At 71.1% G+C, this 23,421-nt stretch carries 20 protein-coding genes; 14 read left to right on the top strand and 6 right to left on the bottom strand.

What is annotated here, in order from left to right; translation table 11 throughout:
* Positions 1-40 precede the first annotated feature (40 nt).
* The 4 genes from ABH928_RS11275 (at position 41) to ABH928_RS11290 (ending at position 4,642) form a co-directional block, all read left to right on the top strand.
* On the top strand, positions 41-940 hold the full coding sequence (locus ABH928_RS11275) for a TIGR01777 family oxidoreductase (RefSeq protein WP_370064870.1): 900 nt from the start codon (positions 41-43) through the stop codon (positions 938-940).
* 80 nt (positions 941-1,020) lie between these two features.
* Positions 1,021-1,254: a hypothetical protein gene (locus ABH928_RS11280; protein ID WP_370065042.1), complete on the top strand. Its 234-nt coding sequence runs from the start codon at positions 1,021-1,023 to the stop codon at positions 1,252-1,254.
* Positions 1,255-1,506: 252 nt separating this feature from the next.
* A complete protein-coding gene (locus ABH928_RS11285) occupies positions 1,507-2,601 on the top strand; it encodes a uroporphyrinogen-III synthase (protein ID WP_370064872.1) in 1,095 nt (364 codons plus the stop codon).
* Between the two features lie 583 nt (positions 2,602-3,184).
* Complete coding sequence (locus tag ABH928_RS11290; protein WP_370064874.1) at positions 3,185-4,642, top strand: FAD-dependent oxidoreductase; 1,458 nt, start codon at positions 3,185-3,187, stop codon at positions 4,640-4,642.
* Positions 4,643-4,729: 87 nt separating this feature from the next.
* Here ABH928_RS11290 and ABH928_RS11295 read toward each other — a convergent pair whose 3' ends face one another.
* Positions 4,730-6,472: a collagen-like protein gene (locus ABH928_RS11295; protein ID WP_370064876.1), complete on the bottom strand. Its 1,743-nt coding sequence runs from the start codon at positions 6,470-6,472 to the stop codon at positions 4,730-4,732.
* Positions 6,473-6,842: 370 nt separating this feature from the next.
* Here ABH928_RS11295 and ABH928_RS11300 point away from each other — a divergent pair, with 370 nt between their 5' ends.
* From ABH928_RS11300 to ABH928_RS11310, 3 genes are all read left to right on the top strand, one after another.
* Positions 6,843-7,604 (top strand): 3-hydroxybutyrate dehydrogenase, encoded by a 762-nt coding sequence (locus tag ABH928_RS11300; protein WP_370064878.1) that lies wholly within the window; start codon positions 6,843-6,845, stop codon positions 7,602-7,604.
* Between the two features lie 115 nt (positions 7,605-7,719).
* Positions 7,720-9,099: an MFS transporter gene (locus ABH928_RS11305; RefSeq protein WP_370064880.1), complete on the top strand. Its 1,380-nt coding sequence runs from the start codon at positions 7,720-7,722 to the stop codon at positions 9,097-9,099.
* A 41-nt stretch (positions 9,100-9,140) separates the two neighbouring features.
* Entirely contained in the window at positions 9,141-11,135 is a 1,995-nt protein-coding gene (locus tag ABH928_RS11310) for a helix-turn-helix domain-containing protein (protein WP_370065026.1), read from the top strand.
* Positions 11,136-11,155: 20 nt separating this feature from the next.
* Here the strand turns inward: ABH928_RS11310 and ABH928_RS11315 are convergent, their stop codons facing one another.
* Positions 11,156-11,734, bottom strand: coding sequence for a TetR family transcriptional regulator (locus ABH928_RS11315; RefSeq protein WP_370064882.1), 579 nt, complete (start codon positions 11,732-11,734; stop codon positions 11,156-11,158).
* Between the two features lie 10 nt (positions 11,735-11,744).
* On the bottom strand, positions 11,745-12,779 hold the full coding sequence (locus ABH928_RS11320) for an aldo/keto reductase (protein WP_370064884.1): 1,035 nt from the start codon (positions 12,777-12,779) through the stop codon (positions 11,745-11,747).
* Positions 12,780-12,955: 176 nt separating this feature from the next.
* On the opposite strand from ABH928_RS11320, the gene lipB reads away from it, so the two are divergent.
* The 4 genes from lipB (at position 12,956) to ABH928_RS11340 (ending at position 16,047) form a co-directional block, all read left to right on the top strand.
* A complete protein-coding gene (gene lipB / locus ABH928_RS11325) occupies positions 12,956-13,768 on the top strand; it encodes a lipoyl(octanoyl) transferase LipB (protein ID WP_370065028.1) in 813 nt (270 codons plus the stop codon).
* 110 nt (positions 13,769-13,878) lie between these two features.
* Positions 13,879-14,832, top strand: coding sequence for a lipoyl synthase (gene lipA, locus ABH928_RS11330; protein WP_370064886.1), 954 nt, complete (start codon positions 13,879-13,881; stop codon positions 14,830-14,832).
* Between the two features lie 167 nt (positions 14,833-14,999).
* The gene (locus ABH928_RS11335) at positions 15,000-15,170 is read left to right on the top strand and encodes a hypothetical protein (protein WP_370064888.1); all 171 of its coding nucleotides are present in this window, start codon (positions 15,000-15,002) and stop codon (positions 15,168-15,170) included.
* Between the two features lie 184 nt (positions 15,171-15,354).
* Positions 15,355-16,047 carry a DUF4191 domain-containing protein gene (locus ABH928_RS11340; RefSeq protein ID WP_370064890.1) on the top strand — a complete coding sequence of 231 codons (693 nt, stop codon included), beginning with the start codon at positions 15,355-15,357 and terminating at the stop codon, positions 16,045-16,047.
* A gap of 150 nt (positions 16,048-16,197) precedes the next feature.
* On the opposite strand, the gene ABH928_RS11345 is transcribed toward ABH928_RS11340, so the two are convergent.
* Positions 16,198-16,605, bottom strand: a complete 408-nt coding sequence (locus tag ABH928_RS11345; RefSeq protein WP_370065030.1) for an RDD family protein — start codon at positions 16,603-16,605, stop codon at positions 16,198-16,200.
* A gap of 410 nt (positions 16,606-17,015) precedes the next feature.
* On the opposite strand from ABH928_RS11345, the gene glnA reads away from it, so the two are divergent.
* Together glnA and ABH928_RS11355 are read left to right on the top strand one after the other, a co-directional pair.
* Positions 17,016-18,431, top strand: a complete 1,416-nt coding sequence (gene glnA / locus ABH928_RS11350; RefSeq protein ID WP_370064892.1) for a type I glutamate--ammonia ligase — start codon at positions 17,016-17,018, stop codon at positions 18,429-18,431.
* A 124-nt stretch (positions 18,432-18,555) separates the two neighbouring features.
* Complete coding sequence (locus ABH928_RS11355; protein WP_370064894.1) at positions 18,556-19,446, top strand: Fpg/Nei family DNA glycosylase; 891 nt, start codon at positions 18,556-18,558, stop codon at positions 19,444-19,446.
* 9 nt (positions 19,447-19,455) lie between these two features.
* Here the strand turns inward: ABH928_RS11355 and ABH928_RS11360 are convergent, their stop codons facing one another.
* Positions 19,456-20,262: a hypothetical protein gene (locus tag ABH928_RS11360; RefSeq protein WP_370064896.1), complete on the bottom strand. Its 807-nt coding sequence runs from the start codon at positions 20,260-20,262 to the stop codon at positions 19,456-19,458.
* Between the two features lie 340 nt (positions 20,263-20,602).
* The gene (locus ABH928_RS11365; RefSeq protein WP_370065032.1) at positions 20,603-21,361 is read right to left on the bottom strand and encodes a GntR family transcriptional regulator; all 759 of its coding nucleotides are present in this window, start codon (positions 21,359-21,361) and stop codon (positions 20,603-20,605) included.
* 226 nt (positions 21,362-21,587) lie between these two features.
* On the opposite strand from ABH928_RS11365, the gene ABH928_RS11370 reads away from it, so the two are divergent.
* Entirely contained in the window at positions 21,588-22,880 is a 1,293-nt protein-coding gene (locus tag ABH928_RS11370) for a PP2C family protein-serine/threonine phosphatase (RefSeq protein WP_370064898.1), read from the top strand.
* Positions 22,881-23,421: the final 541 nt, after the last annotated feature.

Genomic DNA, 23,421 nt, shown 5'->3' on the forward strand with positions numbered 1-23,421 from the left:
CCTACGCGGTCCTTACCGGCCCGCCTGATTGAATGTCGGCATGCGCATCGCGGTCACCGGCTCGACCGGGCTCATCGGCTCCGCACTGGTCCGCTCGCTGCTGGACGACGGACACGAGGTGGTCCGCATCGTCCGGCGGGAGCCGCAGGAGCGTGCCGACGGCAGCGTCGAGGTCCGCTGGAACCCTCCCCTGCGCGCCATCGACCGCACGGGCCTGATCGGCGTCGACGCGGCCGTCCATCTGGCCGGCGCCGGAGTCGGCGACCACCGCTGGACGGCCTCCTACAAGCGGAAGATCCACGACAGCCGGCTCCTCGGCACCGCGACGCTCGCCGACGCCCTGGCCGGGCTGCCGCAGCCGCCGCGTGTCCTGGTGTCCGGCTCCGCGGTCGGCTACTACGGCCAGACCGGGGACGCCGTCATCGACGAGTCCGCGCCGGCCGGCGGGGACTTCCTGGCCCGGGTCTGCGTCGGGTGGGAGGCGGCCACCGCGCCCGCCGCCGACGCCGGGATCCGGGTCGCCCACGCCCGCACCGGGCTGGTCGTCGGCAGCGGCGGCGGGGCGTTCGCCCGGCTGTTCCCGCTGTTCAAGCTGGGCCTCGGCGGACGGCTCGGCGACGGTCGGCAGTACTGGAGCTTCATCTCGCTGCGCGACGAGGTGGCGGCGTTGCGCCATCTGATCGACACCCAGGGCCTGTCCGGTCCGTTCAACCTGACCGCTCCGGTTCCGGTCACCAACGCCGAGGTGACCGCGGCGCTGGGCCGGGTGCTGCGCCGCCCCACCGTCTTCGCGGTGCCGGAGTTCGCCCTCAAGGCGGTGCTGGGCGACATGGCGGTCGAGGTGGTGGGCAGTCACCGCTGCGTCCCCACCCGGCTGTTGGACTCGGGCTTCCGGTTCGCGCACACCACCGTCGACCAGGCGATCCAGGCCGCGCTGTAGGTCGCCTCCTGTCAGATCCCGCGCAGCCGTCCCGCGCCCGGGCGCAGGTAGACCGCCCAGGTGACCGCGAAGCAGCCGGCGTGGCCGCGTCCACCGCGGTGCCGAACTGCTGCGGGAACTGCACCTGGAGCACCTGCGCGGAGGTGAAGCCGAATCCGATGAACGAGCAGAAGCTGCCGATGCAGAGCAGCGCCATGACCCCGGCTGTGCGGCTCGCGGACGACCTCGCGCAGCGCGCCACGCCGGCTCGTGCACTCGCGGGCGCAGCCGGCTACCGCCGCCTTGAGCTTGTGCGGGGAGCGCAACCCCGGTAGCGCAGCTCCAGTTCGATCGCCAGCCCGACCGAGCCTGGACGCCGTAGCGGCACCAGGTCTCCCCGGCACACGGGTTCGCTAACGCCGACGTGATGGCCGGGCAACCTCCCGGTAACGAGCCGGCCTGAGTCTGCGTTCATGGGCACTGCACCACCTGCTTCAGAACCATCGACTCGTTCGGAACCATCGCCTGCTCCTTCGGCGGCACCGTGTGCGTCTCCGGCGGCACCGTCTGCTGACGGCTTCGCCGGGATGGGTCCGCTGACCGGGTTCACCGTCGGCGTCACCGCCGCGCGCCGAGGCGACAAGCTGGTCGCGCTGCTGACGCGACGCGGTGCGCGGGTGGTGGAGGCCCCCGTCCTCCCGCTGGAGGACGACGTGGCACTGCGGCGCGCCACGGAGCAGTGCCTGACCGCGCCGTTGGACTACGTCGTCGCCACGACCGGCGTCGGCTGGCGCGGCTGGATGAGCGCCGCCGACGGCTGGGGACACGGTGCAGACCTGGCCGCCGCCTGCCGCGACGCGGTGGTGCTGACCCGCGGCCCGAAGGCGACCGAAGCGGTCCGGGCCAGCGGCTTGGACGAGGCCTGGTCCCCGACCACCGAGGTCACCGACGAGCTGCTGACCTGGCTGTTGGCCCGTCCCCTGGCCGGTCGCCGGATCGCGGTGCAGGAACACGGCCTGCCCCTCGACACGTTCGCCGCCGCACTGCGCGAGCGTGGCGCGGAGGTGGTCTCCGTCCCCGTCTACCGATGGGCCCCACCGGAGGACCCGGCCTCGGTCCGACGGCTCGTCGAGCAGACCGTCCGCCGCGAGATCCACGCCCTGACCTTCACCAGCGCCCCGGCGATCACCGCCTTCCTGGAAACCGCCGCGGCCGAGGGCCTGCGCGAGCTGACCCTGGAAGCGATGCGGGCGGACGTGCTCTCACTCTGCGTCGGCCCGGTCTGCGCCAGACCGCTGCTGGAGGCCGACCTGCCGGTGGTCTGGCCCGAGCGGGGCCGGCTCGGCGCGATGGTCCGCACCCTCACCGAGGTGCTGCCCGCCCGCAGTCGCCGGCACCTCAAGCTCGGCGGACGCGAACTGGTGCTGCAGGGCAGCGTGTTGCTGGTCGACGGCGAGAGCTACTGGCTCTCCCCCAAGGGCGCCGCCCTGCTGCGTACGCTCGCCGAACATCCCGGCTGGGTGCTCAGCCGCGCCGAACTGCTGCGCCGCGCCTGGGCCGACTCCGACGCCGACGAGCACGCGGTCGAGGCCGCCGTGGCCCGGCTGCGCGCCGCCCTCGGTCCGCACAGCGACCTGGTCCGCACCGTCCCCAAGCGCGGCTACCGCCTGGCGGTCGGATGAAGGCCGACGATGCACCGGCTGGTGACGCTCCGGCTGGTGACGCACCAGCTCGCGGCGCGGCGACTCGCGGCGTGGCTGCTCGTGGGGCGGCGACGCCCCTCGTCGTCACCCACGGCACCCGCGATCCGGAGGGCCTCGCCTCAACCGAGGCCCTGGTCGCCCGGGTCAGGGAGCTGCGGCCCGATCTCCCGTGGCGTGCTGCTACCTCGACCTGGTCGCCCCGTCACGGCCCGAGGCGCTTCTTCGCCCGGAAGGCCGCGCGATCCGGCGCATGGACCACGTCCGCCCCGTCGGGCCCACACGACGCGGTCGCCCAACTGGTCACGCTCCGCTACGAAGAGGCGCACAGCCACGCAACTGCTCGCGGTCGGACTGGTCGGGCCGGGGGCGTACGGGAGCACATCCGGGGCGCACGCTCACACCGGGGTACCGAGGGGCGCACAACTGCCCCGGTTCACTCACGGACCGTGACCGAAGCCTGACCGACCGCCATCGGTGCCGCAAACTCCCTTGTCTGAGTGGGTGCTTGACGGGGCATCACAGGGGGAAGCCCCGGAAGCCTGGCACCCGGAGGGAGCCGTCCGTGCCCGCAGCAGCAACCCCTACCCCCCTGTATCCGCGCCATCGCAGCGCCGACGTCGTGATCGTCGGAGCCGGTCTCGCAGGTCTCGTCGCAGCCGCCAGACTCAGCGCGCACGGACTGTCCGTGACCGTCCTGGAGGCCGCCGACAAGGTCGGCGGCCGCATGGCCGGGCAGGAGTACGACGGCTACCGGCTGGACCACGGCACGCACCTGCTCAACAGCGCCTACCCGGAGCTGCGCCGCGCCCTCGGCCTCTCCAACCCCGGCCTCTCCCACACCGGCCTCTCGGACCCGGGCCTCTCCGATCCAGGCCTGGCCAACCTCGGCCTCGCCGACCTCGAACCGGCCGACCTCGAACTGCGCCCACTCAGCCCCGATGTCATGGTCCACAGTGACGGACGGCGCTACCGCGTGGGCGCGCCCACCTCCGCCCGAGCCGCCTTCGGAGCGGCCCGCGCACCGATCGGCCGCCCCTGGGACCGTGCCCGCCTAAGCGCCAACCTGGCCCGCCTCGCCGCCACGCCGGTCGACCGGCTGCTGGCCCGCCCCGAACGCACCACCGCCGACGCGCTCCGCGAACGGGGCATCCCCGCCGCCACCGTCGACGGCTTCCTGCGCCCGCTGCTGACCGCCCTGCTCAGCGACCCGACCCTGGGCACCAGCTCCCGGGTCGCCGACCTGGTCCTGCGCGGCTACGCACGCGGAGGGCTCTGCCTACCCGCCCAGGGCGTCGGCGCGGTCCCGCTCGCCGTGGCCCAGCGGCTCCCGGCCGGCACCGTCCAACTGGGCGTGCGGGTCACCGCGATCGCCGCCAACGGCGTCGAGACCGAGCGCCACGGCCGATTCGCCTGCCGCGCCGTGGTGGTGGCCACCGACGCCCGGTCCGCCAGTGAGCTGCTCCCGGGCCTGCATCAGCCGTCGCACCGCCCGGTCACGACGTACTACCACGTCGCCGAGTCGTCACCGGTGGCCGAACCCGTCCTGCTCCTCGACGCCACGCCGGACGCGCTCGTCTCACACACCCTGGTGCTGAGCGACGTCGACCGCTCCTACGCTCCGAGCGGGGCGCTGGTCGCCTCCACCGTCCTCGGCAGGGCCGCCCTCAACGGCCGCGCCTCGGCGCCGGCCGAAGCCGCCGAAACTGAAGCCACCGAGACGGCCGAAGCTGCCGAACCCGCCGTCCGACGCTCCCTCGGCCGCCTCTACGACACCGACACCAGCGGCTGGCGGTTCCTGACCGTCCGGCACTTCGCCGACGCCCTCCCGGCCATGCCGCCGCCGCACGTGTTCGGCCGCCCGGTCCGGGTCCTCCGCGGGCTCTACGTCTGCGGCGACCATCGCGGCACCAGCACCGTCCAGGGCGCGCTGGTCTCCGGCCGCCGCGCCGCCGACGCACTCCTCCGCGACCTGGGCCTGCTGCACTCCCCGGCCGCCACGTCGGACGAGCTGGCGGCCTGACCCGTCGCCTGGCGGCCAGACACGTCCCGACCGTCAGACGTGCCCTGACCGGCAGACGTGCCCTGTCCGACGGGCATGTCCAGACCGTCAGGCGAGGCCTGCGGTGCGGGCCGCCTCCTCGAAGGCCCGCACCGACGGGTTGCCCCGGTAGGGCGCCAGCCTCCGGGCGAAGTCCCGCAGGTACTCCACCGCCCGGAGCGACCGCATCTCGGTCACCCCGCGCAGCGCCTCGGTCGCCGCCGCGCACGCCTCGTCCAACTCGCCCAGCCCCAGTCGGGACGTGGCCAGCACCACCCGGCAGAAGACCCGGCTGCGGGCGTAGGTCTGCGGGCGCAGCCGCAGCGAGCGTTCCGCATGCTGCGCGGCAGGCCGCCACTGCTGCAGGTCGCGGTAGCAGTGCGCGAACTCGTCCGCCAACTGTGCCTCGTCGAAGAACCGGGCCCAGCTGGGCAGTTCGTCGCTGCCGTGCGAGGCCTGCAGCGCGCGCTCGGCTCGCACCAGCGCCGCCGTGCAGGAACGGGCGTCGCCCAGCAGCCCGTGGCCGCGCGCCTCCGCCGCGTGCATCAAGGCCTGCACGGCGACCGGCGCCGTGCTACCCACACCCTGCTGGGCCACCCTGGCCAGCTGTACCGCCTCGCGGCCATGACCCAGGTAGACCGCCTGCCGACTCATCGTCACCAGGACGTAGCCGCCGTAGAGACGGTCGTTGGCGGCCTGGGCCAGGCGGAGCGACTGGACGAAGTAGCGCTGGGCGAGACCGTGCGCGCCGATGTCGTACGAGGTCCACCCGGCCAGCCGGGTCAGGTCGGCGACGGCGCCGAAGAGCGCCCGGCCGATGGCCTCGTTGTACCGGCCGCGCAGCATCGGCTCGGCCTCGCTCTCCAGGTACCGGATCAGCGCCTGCCGGGCGTGCCCCCCGCCGTAGGCGTTGTCCAGGGCCCGGAACAGGTCCCCCACGGCCCGCACCGCCGCCACGTCCCCGCGACTGACCCGCTGCAGCCCACGGGTCGCCCCCGCCGGTGCGGCGCGTGACGCGCTCGCAGCCTCCGCCCCGGCTGATCCGGCTGCTCCGGCCGCCGCTGTTCCTGACGCTGCTGCTGATGCGGCCGTCGAAGCGCGGCGGGCCTGCGTGGGGATGCCGGTGCGGCCGAGGTCCTGCGGCGTCTCGCGCGCGACGCGCTCGTCCGTCCGTCCGATCAGCCAGTCCCTGCTGGGCACCACCAACCCCGCTGGCGTGAAGGCGATCCGGCGCAGCTCGCTGTGGACCCCGGTGTCCTTGCGCCACATGCTGGCGACGATGTCGACCGCCTCGGCCGGGCTCTCGGCGAACTCCAGGCCCGCGTAGACCGGGGCGCAGGCGTCCAGCCCCAGGTCCTGCGCGGTCAGGCGACGCCCCAGCCGCCGGGTGAACACCTCGGCGATCAGCGCCGGGGTAGCCCCGCGCGGTTGCTGTCCGCGAAGCCAACGGGTCACCGAGGTCTTGTCGTAGCGCAGGTCCAGCCCGTGCTCGCTGCCGAGTTGGTCCACCCTCCTGGCCAACCCCGCGTGGGAGAACCCCGCCTCCTCGATCAAGGCAGCCAGCCGCTCGTTGTACTGCAGCCGATCGCTGTTCGCTCCGCCCTGGCCGGTGGCTCCGGCCTGGCTCGCACTCCCGGTCTGGCCTGGCGTCCCGGACTCTCCCGCGGCTCCGGACGGCCCGGCCTGGGAGGTTGCGCCGGCTGAGGTCGGGCCGGCCGCGGTGGACTCCGGCACCCGTGGAGCGCCGACGCGCAGGGCACGATCCGCGCGGGCGTCGAAGGTCGGTCGATCGGTGACAGGCCGTTGGGGCATGGGGCACACACCTTCCGGGTGCCCGCGCTGCGGAGCGCCGCGGGCTCCCTAGGGGAACGGCGTGAATGTAGCGAGCATTTGGGGCCCGTGGCCGGTTACGGCCGGACAATCGTCCGAACGGGTGAAGGGCATCCCTCCTGGCGGGGACGATGCGGCGCGTGAGGCGACGTATCGGTTTACCACTGAATCACCCCTGTGGGCGAAGGCGTCGCCTGAGGCGTTGCGTGAGGCGCTGTGTGAGCCGTTGCCCAAGTCGCCCCCAGAGGCGCTTCCTGACGTGCTGTGTGGTGTGCCACCCCACAGTCCGGCCCGACTCTGTAGCGCCGTCCCACATGGGAGCGCCCGCGTCCGCCGCCTACCGTCTCCGCCCATGGAGAGCACCCACAGCACCTTTCTGACCGGGCGGAAGGCCCTGGTCACCGGCGCGGCCGGCGGTATCGGCCGCGCCTGCGCACACGCCCTGGCCCAAGCCGGGGCCGGGGTGTACGTCGTGGACCGGGCCGCGGAGGCCGCGGAGGCAGTCGCCGCAGAGATCGGCGGGACCGCCCTGGTGGTCGACCTCGCCGACGCCGGGGCCGTGGACGCGCTCCCGGACGACGCGGACATCGTCGTCAACAACGCGGGCCTGCAACACGTCGCCCCGCTGCACGAGTTCCCGCCGGAACAGTTCGCCCTGATCCAGAAGATCATGGTCGAGGCGCCCTTCCGCATCCTCCGTCGGACCCTGCCGCACATGTACGCGACGGGTTGGGGACGGGTCGTCAACGTCTCCTCCGTCCACGGGCTGCGGGCCAGTGCCTTCAAGGCCGCCTACGTGACCGCGAAGCACGGTCTCGAAGGCCTCAGCAAGGTCGTCGCCCTGGAGGGCGCAGCGCACGGCGTCACCAGCAACTGCGTCAACCCCGGCTATGTGCGCACGGCGCTGGTGGAGGGTCAGATCGCCGACCAGGCACGCGCCCACGACATCCCCGAAGCCGAGGTCGTCGACCGGATCCTGCTCGATCGCACGGCGATCAAGCGCCTTATCGAACCCGAAGAGGTGGCCGCCTCGGTGCTCTGGCTCTGCTCCCCGGGTGCCGACTCCGTCACCGGTACCTCCCTCCCGATGGACGGCGGCTGGACCGCCCGCTGACAGTCCCGTGCCCCACCCCTCTCCCGCCCCGCAGGTTCTTGCCCCCCGTGTGTTCTTGCTCCCCCACAGGTTCTTGACCCCCACAGGTTCCCTCCGAACGGAAGGCCCCACCGCCGTGGCATCCGCATCCCCCGCTCCGAGAGCCCTCGCCAGAATCGTCGCCGCCAGCCTCGTCGGAACCACGATCGAGTGGTACGACTACTTCCTCTACGGCTCCGCTGCCGCGCTGGTCTTCGACAAGGTCTTCTTTCCGACCACCGACCCGCTCACTGGTACCCTGCTCTCCTTCCTGACCTACGCGATCGGCTTCGCCGCCCGGCCCGTCGGGGCCCTGGTCTTCGGTCACTACGGCGACCGGATCGGCCGGAAGAAGCTGCTGGTCATCAGCCTTCTGATGATGGGCGTGGCCAGCACCCTGATCGGCTGTGTCCCCGGATACGCCACCCTCGGCGTCACCGCGCCGATCCTGCTGACCCTGCTGCGGCTGATCCAGGGATTCGCCCTCGGCGGCGAGTGGGGCGGGGCCGTGCTGCTGGTCTCCGAGCACGGCGACGCACGACGCCGGGGCTTCTGGGCCTCGTGGCCCCAGGGCGGAGCTCCCCTCGGCAATCTGCTGGCGGTCGGCGTGCTCTCCCTGATGACCGCGTTGCAGAGCGACGCGTCCTTCGTCGCCTGGGGTTGGCGGATCCCGTTCCTGCTGTCCGCGCTGCTGGTCGGGATCGGTCTGTGGGTCCGACTCGGTGTCGAGGAGTCGCCGCTCTTCCAGGAGGCGCGCCGCCGGGCCGACGCCCGGGACGCGGCTGCCCGCGCCTCCGGTGGTCAGGCCGAACAGCCGCCGCTGATCGCGGTGGTGCGCCACCACTGGCGGGACATCCTCGTCGCGATGGGCGCCCGGATGGCGGAGAACATCACGTACTACGTGATCGTCACCTTCGTTCTCACCTACTGCGTCGACCACCTGGGCCTCGCCAAGCAGACGGCGCTCAATGCCGTCCTGATCGGCTCCGCGATCCAGTTCTGCCTGATACCGGTCTTCGGAGCGCTCTCGGACCGGGTCGGCCGCAAGCCGGTCTACCTGGTCGGGGCGATCGGTACCGGGCTGTGGGCCTGGGCCTTCTTCGCCCTGCTGGACACCCGGTCCTTCCCGGCTCTGGTGCTCGCGGTGACGGTCGGTCTGATCTTCCACAGCGCGATGTACGCACCCCAGGCGGCCTTCTTCGCCGAGCTGTTCGCCACCCGGATGCGGTTCTCCGGCGCCTCCATCGGCGCCCAGTTCGCCTCAGTCGCGGCGGGCGCGCCGGCTCCGCTGATCGCCGTGGCGCTGCTGCAGAGCTACCACAGCGGCTCACCGATCTCGCTCTACGTCACCCTCTCGGCCGTCGTCACGGTCATCGCCGTGCTCTGCGCCCGCGAGACCCGCGGCTCCGCGCTGGACGCCGAGGACGGGTCCGCCGACCAGCAGGCCGGCACGGCAGCGGTCCCCACCTCCTCGTGAGGTCGGCGGCCCTCGTGACACGAACCGTCGCTGCTGCCACGATGGCCCGCACCATGGACGACGAAGCCCGCACCGACCAGGCCGACAGCGATGTTGACGGCCAAGCCGGCACCATCGCCGACAACGACGCCGACGCCGACGCGCCCGCGACGGCCGAGCGACTGCTCCGGCTACTCGCCGACGGAGCGTCAGCGGAAGAGCTGGGGGCGGTCGGCGCGGGCTTGTCCGGGGCCGCCGCCCAGGCGCTTCGGGTACACCGCACCCTGGCCCAGCACCGCCGGCGCGAGGCCCAGCTCAGCGCGCTCTTCGACACTGCGACCGACCTGGCCGCCTCCCGGGACCTGGACGAGGTGCTCCAGGCCATCGTCCGGCGGGCGCGGCTGCTGCTCGGCACCGACCTCGCCTATCTCACCCTCCCGGACGAGGAGGCCGGCGACACCTACATGCGGGTGACCGACGGCTCCGTCTCGCCGCTCTTCCAGACTCTGCGCCTGGAGCTGGGCGAGGGCCTCGGCGGTCTGGTGGCCCAGACCGCGCGCCCCTACGCCACTCCCGACTACCCGACGGACAGCCGCTTCCACCACACCCGCAATATCGACGCCGGGGTGCTGGACGAGGGGCTGGTCGGCATCCTGGGTGTGCCCCTCCTGTTGGGGAAGCAGGTGATCGGCGTACTCTTCGCCGCCGACCGCAGTGCCCGTCCGTTCGCCCCGGACGAGGTCGCGCTGCTCTGCACCCTGGCCACCCACGCGGCGATCGCCATCGACACCGCACGTGCCCTGACCGACACCCGTGCGGCACTTGCCGACCTGGCCCAGGCCAACGCGGTGATCCGCGACCACTCCGCAGCCATGCAACGCGCCGAGGAGGCCCACGACCGACTCACCGACCTCGTCCTGCGCGGCGGCGAGATCACCGCTGTGGCCGAGGCGGTCTCCACCCTGCTCGGTGGCGGCATCACCGTCCTGGACCCACAGGGGCAGCCCCTGGTCGGCACCCCGGTGCCGCGCGGGAACGCCCGACAGGTGGCCGAGCACGTCGGCGAGTCCCGCGCCAGCGGTCGCGCCGTCAAGGCGGAGGATCGCTGGATCTGCGCGGTACTGGCCGGCCAGGAGTTGCTGGGCAGCCTGGTCCTGACGGACCGTCGAACCCTGGAGGACGCCGACCGGCGGTTGTTCGAGCGGGCCGGTGTGGTCACCGCGCTGCTCCTGCTGCTGCGCCGATCGGTCGCCGAGGCGGAGAACCGGGTCCGGGGCGAGTTGCTGACGGATCTGCTCGACAGTCCGCAGCGCGACCCGGCCGGGCTGATCCAGCGCGGTCTGCGGCTGGGCGTGGACCTCCGACAACCGCACCTGCTGCTGACCGCGCAGGCCTCCGCCCCCGGGACCGTCGCCCAGCTCCGCGGCAAACTGGCAAGCGCCGCAACCCAGTTGCTCTTCGGCAAGGGCGGAATCAGCGCCGAGCACGGGGACGTCGTGGTCCTCCTGGTTCCCGCCTCCACGTCCACGGCTGCTGAGTCGACGCCAGGCCCGCGGGCGCCGGGCGAGACAGCTTCCGCCGGGGCCTCAGCCGCAGCGGCCCAGCTCTCGCAGCTGACGTCCCTTCCCGTCACCGTCGGCGCGGCAGGCCCGGCCTGCGGGATCGCCGAGTTGGCCGCCGCCCATGCCGAGGCCGTGCGCACGCTCCGGGCACTCCGTGCCCTGGGCCGTGAGGGGGACGGCGCGTGTGCTGCGGACCTGGGCTTCCTGGGGGTGCTCCTCGGGGACGGTCACGACGTGGGCGGCTTCGTCCACGAGACCGTCGGACCGCTTCTGGCCTACGACGAGCGCCGGGGCACCGAGCTGGTGCGGACCCTCGACGCCTACTTCGCCTGCGGCGGCAGCCTCACCCGGGCGAAGGACGCGTTGCACGTGCATGTGAACACCGTGGTGCAACGTCTGGACCGCGTCGAGGCCCTCCTCGGCCGGGACTGGAACTCCCCCGATCGCGCCCTTGAGCTCCAACTCGCCCTGCGTCTCCATCTCCTGACACAGTGAAGCGCGACAGGCCTCGCCCCTTACATCAATCCCTTCAGCACCAACCCGACGACGGCGTCGAACTCGGTGTCGACGTCCGGCCGGGACCACTCCGGGGCATACCCCGGATCGTGGAAGTGCGCCGTGACCTGGAAGACGACGCGGCCCAGCATCTGTGCGTCGCCCTGGGCGAAGACGCCCTGCGTCTGCCCCTCGCGGATGATCCCGGCAAGCTGGTCCTCCAGCCCCGTCACATGCTCGGTGATCAGTGCGCTGTTCTCGCCCACCAGTACCTGATAGGTCTCGAAGAGCTCGGGATCGGCCAGTGCCTTCTCCTGCTTGGCGGCGAACAGCGCCGCCAGCCAGTGCCGCAGCCGTTCGCCCGGCTCCTCCTGGCCCGCCGCGATGCCGGGGAGGGCCGCATGGGCCCGGTCCAGCCAGCGCCGGGTGACCGCCTCCCGGAGTGCCGCCTTGCTGGGGAAGTGGCGGTAGACAGTGCCATGGCTGACCCCAAGAGCGCGGGCGACGTCCACCACAGTGGCCTTGGCCGGCCCGTAGCGACGCAGGACCTCCTCAGCGGTCTGGAGGATGTCCTCGGGGGTGAGTGCTGCCTCCGCCATGGGCCTGGGTTTACCTCTCGCTGTCCAGATGTGCCATCTGAGCAGCAACATACCTGTCCCCGGAGACCGCCCCCGCCGGAACAGCCTCCTCGATGGCGGCAAGGTCGGCGGCGTCGAGCGTGAGCCCCGCAGCGCCCAGGGCCTCCGTCAGCCGCTCCCGGCGACGGGCTCCGACCAGCGGAACGATGTCGTCACCCTGGGCCAACACCCAGGCGATGGCGATCTGCGCCACCGTGGCGTCCTTGGCACCGGCAACCGCCCGCAGCGCCTCGACCAGCTTGAGGTTGGCGTCCACGTTCCCCTCCTGGAAGCGTGGACTGACGCTGCGGAAATCCCCAGCGGCAAACGCCCGGTCGGCCTGCCAGTGACCGCTGATCAGGCCGCGGGAGAGGACCCCGTAGGCCGTGATGCCGATGCCGAGCTCCCGGGCCGTGGGAAGGATGGCGGCCTCGATACCCCGGGATATCAGGGAGTACTCGATCTGAAGATCCGTGATCGGGTGCACGGCGTGCGCCCGTCGTAGCGTCTCCGCTCCCACCTCGGAAAGCCCTATGTGCCGGACGTGGCCCGACTGGACCATCTCCGCGATGGCGCCGACCGTCTCCTCGATCGGAACCCGCGGGTCGAGCCGTGCCGGACGGTAGACGTCGACGTAGTCCGTGCCGAGGCGGCGCAATGTGTAGGCAAGAGCGGTCTTGACGGCGTTGGGGCTGGCGTCGTAACCGAGCCACTGGCCGTCGTAGCTGCGCTGGGCGCCGAACTTCACGCTGACGGCCACCTCGCCCCGGGCCCGACCGCTGCTGCGCAGGGCGTCCCGAATGAGCAGCTCGTTGTGGCCCATTCCGTAGAAGTCACCCGTGTCGATCAGGGTGACGCCGGCGTCGAGGGCGGCGTGGATCGTTGCCGTGGACTCGGCCTCGTCCGCCGGCCCGTAGAGGTCGGACATGCCCATCGCGCCGAGCCCGAGGGCCGAGACGGTGAGTGCGCTGCCCCTGCTGTCGCTGTCGGTGCTGTCGCTGCCGAGGGTGCGTTGTGTGAGTGCCATGGCTTGAGTATGCACAGATGCACTGACAGATTTCAATATCTGTCAGTCGTTCGTTTGAATGGGGCCCATATCCGGCGGGAACAGATCGAGCGGGTCGTACAGTTGCGAATGGCAGAACAAGAGAAGGTGAGGGGCGCCCGGTGAGCATCGACACGGCGAGCACCGACAAGTCGAGCATCGACACGGCGAGCGAGCTGCGGTTCGTGCGACTCGGCATCAGCGAGAACGGTCGCGACGAGAACGGTGCCGGTGCGGGCACGAAGGTCCCCTACCAGGAGGCGCTCGACGAGCAGTTGCGGCTGCACTCGCTCCGGGTGGCCGACGAGATCCCCGACACAGTGCTGCTGCTGGAGCATCCGCCCGTCTACACCGCCGGCCGCCGCACCCGCCCCGAGGACCGCCCGCTGGACGGCACGCCCGTCGTCGAGGTGACCCGCGGTGGCGAAATCACCTGGCACGGCCCCGGCCAGCTGATCGGCTACCCGATCATGAAGCTAGCCGAGCCCATGGACGTGGTGGCCTACGTCCGCCGCCTCGAGGAGGCGCTGGTCCGGGCCTGCGCCGAGTTCGGCGTGGGAACCAGTCGAGTGGAGGGCCGCAGCGGCGTCTGGGTGCTCGGCCAGGAGATATCGGGGGCCACGGTCGACGAGTCCCAGGTGGTCAACATCGGCGCCCTCACCCTCCGCATGGGGGCCAAGCTCGGCATCGACCCGCGGATGGCGGGCCCCGAGTACGCGCCCTCCAACGCCGGCCAGCGAGGCGACGACCGCAAGCTCGCCGCGATCGGAGTCCGGGTGGCCCGCAGCGTGACCATGCACGGTTTCGCCCTGAACTGCAATCCGGACATGACCTGGTTCGATCGCATCATTCCGTGCGGCATCCGCGACGCCGGAGTGAGCTCCCTGAGCACGGAGTTGAAGCGGGACGTCACGGTCTCCGAGGCACTGCCCGTCGTGGAGCGCCACTTCGCCGAAGTGTTCGGCAGCTGAGCTGAAGTGTTCGGCAGCTGAGGCGTCGGCTCGGTCCGACCGGAAAACGACCACCCCGTGCGGGCGTAACCTAGGGTCCGCACTGAATTTCGAAGATGAGGGAGCCGCACGTGTCCGCTGTCGCACCCGACGGCCGGAAGCTGCTGCGTCTGGAGGTCCGCAACAGCGAGACCCCCATCGAGCGCAAGCCCGAGTGGATCAAGACCCGCGCCAAGATGGGTCCGGAGTACACCGCACTGCAGTCGCTGGTGAAGCGCGAGGGCCTGCACACGGTCTGCCAGGAAGCCGGCTGTCCGAACATCTTCGAGTGCTGGGAGGACCGCGAGGCGACCTTCCTCATCGGCGGTGACCAGTGCACCCGGCGCTGTGATTTCTGCCAGATCGACACCGGCAAGCCCGCCGAGTTCGACCGGGACGAGCCCCGCCGCGTCGCCGAGTCCGTGCGCACCATGGACCTGAACTACGCGACCATCACCGGTGTCGCCCGTGACGACCTGGAGGACGGCGGCGCCTGGCTGTACGCCGAGACGGTCCGCCAGATCCACGCCGTCACGGCCGAGCGCGAGGCCGGTCGCACCGGTGTCGAGCTGCTGATCCCGGACTTCAACGCGGTCCCGGAGCAGCTGGCCGAGGTCTTCTCGTCCCAGCCCCAGGTGCTGGCGCACAACGTCGAGACGGTGCCGCGCATCTTCAAGCGGATCCGCCCGGGCTTCCGCTACGAGCGCTCCCTCAAGGTGATCACCGAGGCCCGCGCCTACGGCCTGGTCACCAAGTCCAACCTGATCCTGGGCATGGGCGAGACCCGCGAAGAGGTCAGCGAGGCCCTGCGCGACCTGCACGAGGCCGGCTGCGAGCTGATCACCATCACCCAGTACCTGCGCCCCTCTCCTCGGCACCACCCCGTCGAGCGCTGGGTCAAGCCGCACGAGTTCGTCGAGCTCCAGGCCGAGGCAGAGGAGATCGGTTTCGCGGGCGTCATGTCCGGCCCGCTGGTCCGCTCGTCCTACCGCGCCGGTCGCCTCTATCGCCAGGCCGTCGAACACCGCCAGGCCGTCGCGGGCTGAGCGGTCTGAAGTCGCCGGCCGAGTTCACAGGCTGTGGTCACAGGATGAGGGTGAGGCAGCCTGTGACCTCGGTCGCACAGGCTTCACGGGGGTTTGACCGACCGGTCATGGAGCGGTAACACAAAGTGGTGACGATGGCCTGGTAGCCGCAAGGGGAGATGGTCACCATGCAGTTTGCCCGGAGCCTCACCAACGCGCTGCGCATGGCCGAGTCGGTGTTCTTCGGCGGCGGTCAGCAGACAGCCAGGCGCAACGCCTGGGACGCCGTCTGTGAGAACCGCCGCCATGCCCGGGACCGCCAGGAGACCGAACGCGTCCTGCTCCGCGCCGTGCGCTGAAGCGAGCGCTGAGCTTTCGAGCATGCCCGGGCCTTTCGGGCATGCGCGGAGCCTTTCGGGGATGGGCCGACAGACCCTTGAGCGTGCGCTGAGTCGTGGCCGCCGGTCACGACTGGGACACGGGCAGTCCCACCCTGGCACCGGGCTTGGGCAACCGGGCATCCGGCCCCGTACCATGAACGTCATGGCGAGGCAGGAATCCACCAACGGCTCTGGACGGCTCTCACAGATCCGCCAGGCATACACCATGACCAAGCGGGTCGACCCGAAGATCGGTCTTATCGTCGCCGGCGTCGGGCTCGGCACCTTCGTGGTGCTCCTCGCCATCGGTTTCGCGATCGGCCACCCGGCCTACCTAGGCATCCTGGGCTTCGTGCTCGGCGTGCTCGCGGCGGTCATCATCTTCGGCCGCCGTGCCGAGAAGGCCGCGTTCGGCCAGCTCGAGGGCCAGCCCGGAGCGGCGGCCGCGGTACTCAACAACATCAAGCGCGGCTGGAACATCCAGCTGGTCGTCGCCGCCAACCGGAACCAGGACGCCGTGCACCGCGCGGTCGGCCGGGCCGGTGTGGTGCTGGTCGGCGAGGGCAACGTCAACCGGGTCCGCCCGATGATGGCCGCCGAGAAGCGCAAGATGAGCAAGGTCGTCGGGGACGCCCCGGTGATCGACGTCATCGTCGGCAACGACGAGGGCCAGATCCCGCTCAAGCGGCTCCAACTGCACCTGACCAAGCTGCCCAAGGCCATCTCCGGCGCGCAGGCCACCGAGATCAACGACCGTCTGCGGGCGATGGGCGACCTCATGACCAACGCCCCTGTCCCGAAGGGTCCGCTCCCCAAGGGCTCGCGGATGCCCAAGGGCGCCAGCAAGATGCGCTGAGCAGACACACCCACGGCACAACACACAAAGCCAAAGCCCCGGCCTCGTCCTCGCGGACACGGCCGGGGCTTCTTCATGTCTCAGGATTCATACCTCAGGCTTCGTGCCTCAGGCTTCGCACCTCAGCGCCTCAGACCCTCCCTTGAGGCCTCAGACCCGGACCTCGACAGTGTGGACGGCCTTGTCGTGGAGGCCTCGCCCGTCGCGGTCCCAGATCAGGGCAGGGACGGCGAGGACCAGCAGGAAGGTCCGCAGCGCGATCTGGCCGAGACCGGCGCGCCCGCCATTCAGGCTGACCACCCGCAGGCCGACCAGCTTCTTGCCCGGCGTGGACCCCGTCGCCCCCAGGGTCAGTACGCTGACCAGGAAGAACAGCAGGGTGACCCACATGCTGACCTTGTTCACATCCCGCCCCGCGATCAATGCGTAGGCGATCAGGTAGCAGAGCATCCAGTCGATGAGGACGGCGAGCAGTCGCCGCCCGGTACCGGCGATCGACCCGGGGCCCTCCTCCGGCAGGCCGAGGCGCTTGCCCCGGTATCCGAAGTCGGCGCCCATCTGCTCGGCGGCCGCCCGGGGGCCCTCGATCCAGCTGCCTATGGCTTTACGGCTCTCTTCCACGCGACAACATTAGCCCGGCCCCGAGCCACGCCCTGAATGCACCCCTCCCCCAGAAGTCGGCGCGCCCACCGCACCTCGTCGAGGCACCACCACACCCCGCCAAGGCAACCGAGACCGGTCTAGACCACCCTCCTGCGGGTGAACGCCTGGTCAACCCCGTGCCCGACAAGACGCCAGGAACGGCACCGGTTGCCAACTCGTTCACCTCATGCGGTTAACAACCGCGAAACATACGGGTCACGGCCGAGAAATGGCCCGTTCCTATGGTTTCCAGCACGGTATCGCCGGACGGGAACGGCGGTCCGCACCCAAAATCCCGGCACACCCGCCGGGGCCAAGGAGGATGGATGTTCAACAACGCCGACGAGGTGTCGCGCTACATCTCGGACAACGACGTCAAGTTCGTCGATGTCAGGTTCTGCGACCTGCCGGGCGTCATGCAGCACTTCACCGTGCCTGCTTCGGCGTTTGATCCGTCCGAGATGCTGATGTTCGACGGTTCCTCGATCCGCGGCTTCCAGGCGATCCACGAGTCCGACATGGGCCTGGTTCCGGACCTGAGCACGTCGCGACTGGACCCGTTCCGCAAGGACGCGACGCTCAACATCAACTTCTTCATCCACGACCCGATCACCGGCGAGCAGTACAGCCGCGACCCGCGCAACGTCGCCAAGAAGGCCGAGGCCTACCTCGCCTCCTCCGGCATCGCCGACACCGCGTACTTCGGCCCCGAGGCGGAGTTCTACGTCTTCGACGACGTCCGCTTCGAGACCAAGCAGAACCGCTCGTTCTACGAGATCGACTCCGAGGCCGGCGCCTGGAACACCGGCCGGGTCGAGGAGGGCGGCAACCGTGGTTACAAGGTCCGCTACAAGGGCGGCTACTTCCCGGCCCCTCCCGTCGACCACTTCGCCGACCTGCGCGCCGAGATGTCCCTGGAGCTGGCCGCCGCGGGCCTCCAGGTCGAGCGCCAGCACCACGAGGTCGGCACGGCCGGCCAGGCGGAGATCAACTACAAGTACAACACGCTCCTCGCCGCCGCCGACGACCTGATGCTGTTCAAGTACATCATCAAGAACGTCGCCTGGCGGAACGGCAAGACCGCGACCTTCATGCCCAAGCCGATCTTCGGCGACAACGGCTCCGGCATGCACTGCCACCAGTCGCTGTGGACGGACGGCTCGCCGCTCTTCTACGACGAGCAGGGCTACGCCGGTCTGTCGGACACCGCCCGCTACTACATCGGCGGCCTGCTCAAGCACGCCCCGTCGCTGCTGGCGTTCACCAACCCGACGGTCAACTCCTACCACCGCCTGGTCCCCGGCTTCGAGGCCCCGGTCAACCTGGTCTACTCGCAGCGCAACCGCTCGGCCGCGATCCGCATCCCGATCACGGGCGCCAACGCCAAGGCCAAGCGCATCGAGTTCCGCGCGCCGGACCCGTCCTCCAACCCCTACCTGGCCTTCTCCGCCATGCTGATGGCAGGCCTGGACGGCATCAAGAACAAGGTCGAGCCGCTCGAGCCGGTCGACAAGGACCTCTACGAGCTCGCTCCCGAGGACCACGCCGCGGTCCCGCAGGTCCCGTCCACGCTCCCGGCCGTCCTCGAGGCGCTGGAGCAGGACCACGAGTACCTGCTCTCCGGCGGTGTCTTCAGCCAGGACCTGATCGAGACCTGGGTCGACTACAAGCGCACGCACGAGGTCGCCCCGATTGCCCTGCGTCCGCACCCGCACGAGTTCGAGCTCTACTTCGACCTGTAAGAGCGGGCTGCCACTAAGCAACACATCGAGCCGGATCCGCGAGGGCGGGTCCGGCTCGACGCATGACCCGACGCGTGACTCAAGGCGTGAAGCGAGCGCGCCCACGCCGGGGCAGACTGGACGCATGCCCGAGCTGCCCGAGGTCGAGTCGTTGACGCAGTTCCTGGCCGAGCACCTGACCGGGCGCACGGTCGAGCGTGTCCATCCCGTCGCGGTGGCCGCACTGAAGACCTACGACCCGCCGCTGACCGCCCTGGTGGGACGCACGTTCGCCGACGCGACCAGGCACGGCAAGTTCCTGGATCTCGTCGCCGCGCCGGCTTCGTCCGAGGACCCGGAGGGGCAGGCGCTGCACCTCGTGGTGCATCTGGCCCGGGCCGGATGGGTGCGCTGGTACGACGCGCTGCCGACTGCGCCTCCGCGACCCGGCAAGGGACCGCTCGCGCTGAGGGTCGCGCTGGACGGAGGGTCCGGCTTCGACGTCACCGAGGCCGGTACGCAGAAGCACTTGGCCGTCTACCTGGTCCGCGACCCGCACGACGTGCCGGGGATCGCCCGACTCGGTCCCGACCCGCTCTCCCCCGACGTGACGGAGGAGCGCTTCGCGGAGCTGGTGCGCTCCGAGCGGCGGCAGATCAAGGGCGTCCTCCGCGACCAGGCGGTGCTGGCCGGGATCGGCAACGCGTACTCCGACGAGATCCTGCACGCCGCGCAGATGTCCCCGTTCAAGCCCGCGGCCAACCTCTCCGACGAGGAGGTCACCCGGCTCTACCAGGCGATGGCGACGACCCTTGCGGACGCCGTCGAGCGGGCCCACGGGCTCGCGCTCCGCGACCTCAAGGCCGAGAAGAAGAGCGGCCTCCGCGTCCACGGCCGCACCGGGGAACCCTGCCCGGTGTGTGGCGACACCATCCTCGAAGTGTCGTTCAGCGACTCGTCGCTGCAGTACTGCCCGACGTGCCAGACGGGTGGCAAGCCGTTGGCCGACCGCCGCATGTCCCGGCTGCTGAAGTAGACCGAGAACTCACGTACACCAGAAGAGGAACGGGCGGCAGGTCGAGGACGGCGAGGGCTTGGGGGTGGGCGACGGCTGGGTGCCTCCGGTTCCCGATCCGGTCGTGCCGCCCGCTGTCCCGTTGGCCGAACCGGTCCCGGTCGAGCTGGGCACCGCCGAGGCGGAGGCTGGCGCCGACGGATGCGGTTTGCCCGATGCGGAGGCGTGCGGTGAGGCGGACGGCGCGGAAGGCCGGGGCGCAGGAGCGTGGTGGACGCCGGTCTCGGTGGGGCTCGGGCCAGGATCAGGCGATGCGCTCGTCGAGGCCGTGGCGGCGCTGCTGACGGGACCAGGAGTCGGCGCCGCCCCCACCGGCGCCGCGCCGGACGAGACCACCCCGCCCACGATCGCCGTTCCCACCGCGACGATGGCCAGCGCGCCGACTCCCCCGATCACCACGACACCCCGACCATGCCGCCGCGCCTTACGGCGACCCTGTGCCCGTCGACCGCCCGACCGCGGGCCAGGCGCGGCGGCCGCCACGGCGGTCGGTTCGGCGGCCAGGTCGGTCGCCGGATCCGCCGGGCCGGGCTCCGCGTCCAGGTCCGCGGTCGGGACCATGTCAGAGCCCACGTGCGGACCCAGATCCTCGGACAGGTCGATCTCGGAGAAACCGTCCGACGATCCGTCAGGCAGCCCTTGGTAGGACGCCTCGTATGCGGGCTCGTACACCGGCTCGTAGGGCTGCGTGGGCAGCGGAGCGGTGGGCGGGGCGTACGACGGCTGGGTAAACGCCGGCGCGGCCATCGCGGGCGCGGTCATCACCGGTGCGGTCATGACCGGTGCAGGCATCACCGGTGCAGGCATGACGGGCGGAGCGGATCGCTGCGGGGGCACGGAAGAGCCGCGAAGGTCGCCGGCGGAGATGCCGCAACCGGCGCAGCAGAGGGCACCGTTGAGGTAACGGCGGCACGCTGGGCAGTAGTCCATGGATTCTTCCGTGCGGAAATTGCCGTGATCGGTACCGGCTGAGCCTAGAAGTGCCCTGGCAAAGTCGAACAGGTGCTCCATGTGAGACTTCTGCGGAGAATTGGTGCAGTTGAAAGCGGACTGCCCTACTACTAGGTAGTGGGCCCGTGGGTAGGGGCGCTATCCACGGCCATCGACACCGGGCGGCTCACTCCTCGCCGACGAGATGTGCCGTGAAGCTGAAGCGGTCGCCCCGGTAGAGGGCGCGCACGCACTCGACGGGCATGCCGTCGCCGTCCCGGGTCACCCGGTTCATCAGCAGCATCGGCAGGGCCGGGCTGGTCCCGATCAGTTGCACCTCGCGCGGCGAGGCGAGGACGGTCTCGATCCGCTCGTCGGCGTCGGCGAAGATCACGCCGGAGCCCCGGAGGAAGGCGTACAGCGAGGTGGTCGGGTCGAAGTCGTCGGCCAGTGCCGGGAATCGGGCCACCGAGAGGTAGGTGCTCTCCAGCCCTACGCGCTCGTCGTCCGCGAGCAACAACCGTTCGAGGTGCAGCACCGGCGCGCCGACCGCGATCCGCAACCCCGCCGCCAGTGCCGCATCCGCGGCGACCTGCTCGAACACGATCAGCTGACGCCCTGGACGGCGCCCCTGCCGGCGCACCCCCTCGGTATAGCTGGCCAAGGTCAGCGGCTGCACCAGCTTGGGCCCGGCCGCCACCGTGGACCGGCCGCTGCGCTGTACCCGTCCCTCCAGGCGCAGTTCCCGGATCGCCTGACGCACGGTCATCCGGGACACCCCGAACCGCTCGGCGAACTCACGCTCGGTGGGAAGCGGCGTCCCCTGACCCAGCTCGTCGAGGACCGCATCGATCTTCTGCTTGACCTGGAAGTACTTGGGCGGCTCCCCACGCTCCGGCACGCCCGCGCGGACAGCCGCCAGCGGTGCCGGGGACGCAGGGGAGATAAGGGCATGGGAGGCAGAGGAGCCAAGGGCGGCAGAGGGCTCGAGCGGGGGACTGCTCACACGCGGAGCCTAGTGCCTCGCCCGCCGACGCAGCACCGGGCCCGCGCCGGATCACCCGCCTGGTCAGGCGGCCGCGAGCGGTTGCGGAAGGGGCAGGGTTGGCGTGGCATGGAGACCCAGCATGGCAGGGAAGACCTGCGGAGGCGGGCGAGAGAGGAGCGGCGCCATGCGGCAGCGCGGGGTGTCCGGCGCCTCGGGCGGACGGTCGAGCCGACTGCTCCTGCTGCTCCCGCTCGCGCTGATGGCGCTGATCGCCGCCTCCGACATCGTCGCCCCCGCCGACATCCACCTGGGCCCGCTGCTCGTCGTGGCTCCGGCGATCACCGCCTCCTTCGCCGGCCCACGGGCAACTGCCGCCATCGGGGCGCTCGCCGTGGCCGCGCTGGTCAGCATCGGGATCGCCCGCGACGCCATCACCACCGAGAACCTGCAAGTGCAGATCGCCTCGCTCTTCGCCATCTCGGTCTTCATCGTCGTCTTCGTCCGGGTCCGCGAACGACGCTTCCGCGAACTCGAACGGGTGAGATCCGTCTCGGAGGCGGCGCAGCAAGTCCTGTTGCGCCCCCTCCCGACCCGCGCCGGACCGCTGCGGATCGCGTCCGCCTACCACGCCGCCACTGTCGACGCGCATGTCGGCGGTGACCTGTATGCCTCCGCTCGGACCCAGGAGGGCACCCGCCTGGTCATCGGCGACGTCCGCGGCAAGGGCCTGGAGACGCTGGGCGACGCCGCCGTGCTGCTGGGCGCGTTTCACGCCGCCGCACACCGCCAGGCCCCGCTCCCCGAGCTCGCCGCGTCACTCGAGGACAGCGTCAGTTGGGGCTTGGCGGAGCTCGCGCAGAGCCAGGCCCGGATCGACAGACGGACTGCCGCCGACAGCGGCAGCCATGGCGATGACGAGGAAAACGCAGACCCCGGCGGGGGTGCGAAAGCCTTCGCATACAGCGCCGACTACGGCTACGACGCCGATGACTCCGCCAGAGACGACGGCTCCGGCAGCGACTACGGCTACGAGGACGCGGAGGGCGACGTCGGCGAGCGGTTCGTGACCGCGGCGATTGTCGACATCTTCGACCAGCGTCCCCTGCTCCATCTCGTCAACTGCGGTCACCCGCCACCGCTGCTGCTGCACGGAGGCGGCGTGCGGCTGCTCGAAGTGGACGACAAGAGCCCGCCGCTCGGCCTGGGGCTGAACCTGCCGGGGCTGGGAAGGTTCAGCCAGACCGAGTTCCCCTTCGAACCGGGCGACGTGCTGCTGCTCTACACCGACGGACTGATCGAGGCCCGGGACAGCCACGGCCGGTTCTACCCGCTCCTCCCCCGGGTCCAGGCCCTGGCCGTCCACGCCGCCCAGAACCCTGACTCGCTGCTCCGTCTGCTCACCGACGACGTCCAGCGCCACGTGGGCGGCCCGCTGCAGGACGACACGGCGATGATCGCGATCCTGAGGCGGGCCTGATGGCACTCCGGATTCTGCAGCGCCCTGCAGTCCGGTAGTTGTGACCGAGCGCTTCAGTCGGCGGGTATCGCCCGCCGAAGCGCTCAGGCGCTGATGGTTTCCGCCGCAGCTCAGGCAGCGGGGCCGTCGGCTCGCGCGGAGCGATCGACCGTGGCGAGCCCAGGGGTTCGGGAAAGCAACCTCGGGGTCGGCCGGCGACGGTCCGTCGAGCAGCGGCTGCGGGATGCCCTTGAGCTGCTGGGCGAAGAAGGCCCCGAGGTAGGTTCGGGTGATGCCCATCGCGCGCACGGGGGGCGTCTGCCCGTTGGGGGTGGGAAGACCTACCTCGGCGCTGAGGACGGGCAGGTCGGTGAAACTGAAATGGACGGTACCGGCGACGGTCAGCCACCGCTTCCAGCCGTGCAGGCCGGCCCAGGTGTCTCCCCAACTGGCGTCCGAACCACCCACGTTGTGGTCGATCTGGGTGCCGATCATCAGGAATGGGCGGCGCCCGACGGCGGCGTCCGGAATGGGCTTGCTGAATGTACCGTCCAGGTTCGCT

This window comes from Streptacidiphilus sp. MAP5-3, from assembly GCF_041262505.1.
In the GTDB taxonomy this organism is placed as follows: Bacteria; Actinomycetota; Actinomycetes; order Streptomycetales; family Streptomycetaceae; genus Streptacidiphilus.

Excerpts from the sequence above, each read along its gene's own strand:
- ABH928_RS11275 (WP_370064870.1), top strand. The coding sequence starts at position 41 with ATGCGCATCGCGGTCACCGGCTCGACCGGGCTCATCGGCTCCGCACTG.
- ABH928_RS11285 (WP_370064872.1), top strand. The coding sequence starts at position 1,507 with ATGGGTCCGCTGACCGGGTTCACCGTCGGCGTCACCGCCGCGCGCCGA.
- ABH928_RS11295 (WP_370064876.1), bottom strand. The coding sequence starts at position 6,472 with ATGCCCCAACGGCCTGTCACCGATCGACCGACCTTCGACGCCCGCGCG.
- ABH928_RS11300 (WP_370064878.1), top strand. The coding sequence starts at position 6,843 with ATGGAGAGCACCCACAGCACCTTTCTGACCGGGCGGAAGGCCCTGGTC.
- ABH928_RS11310 (WP_370065026.1), top strand. The coding sequence starts at position 9,141 with ATGGCCCGCACCATGGACGACGAAGCCCGCACCGACCAGGCCGACAGC.
- ABH928_RS11315 (WP_370064882.1), bottom strand. The coding sequence starts at position 11,734 with ATGGCGGAGGCAGCACTCACCCCCGAGGACATCCTCCAGACCGCTGAG.
- ABH928_RS11320 (WP_370064884.1), bottom strand. The coding sequence starts at position 12,779 with ATGGCACTCACACAACGCACCCTCGGCAGCGACAGCACCGACAGCGAC.
- ABH928_RS11335 (WP_370064888.1), top strand. The coding sequence starts at position 15,000 with ATGCAGTTTGCCCGGAGCCTCACCAACGCGCTGCGCATGGCCGAGTCG.
- ABH928_RS11340 (WP_370064890.1), top strand. The coding sequence starts at position 15,355 with ATGGCGAGGCAGGAATCCACCAACGGCTCTGGACGGCTCTCACAGATC.
- ABH928_RS11345 (WP_370065030.1), bottom strand. The coding sequence starts at position 16,605 with ATGGGCGCCGACTTCGGATACCGGGGCAAGCGCCTCGGCCTGCCGGAG.
- glnA (WP_370064892.1), top strand. The coding sequence starts at position 17,016 with ATGTTCAACAACGCCGACGAGGTGTCGCGCTACATCTCGGACAACGAC.
- ABH928_RS11355 (WP_370064894.1), top strand. The coding sequence starts at position 18,556 with ATGCCCGAGCTGCCCGAGGTCGAGTCGTTGACGCAGTTCCTGGCCGAG.
- ABH928_RS11360 (WP_370064896.1), bottom strand. The coding sequence starts at position 20,262 with ATGACCGCACCGGTGATGACCGCGCCCGCGATGGCCGCGCCGGCGTTT.
- ABH928_RS11370 (WP_370064898.1), top strand. The coding sequence starts at position 21,588 with ATGCGGCAGCGCGGGGTGTCCGGCGCCTCGGGCGGACGGTCGAGCCGA.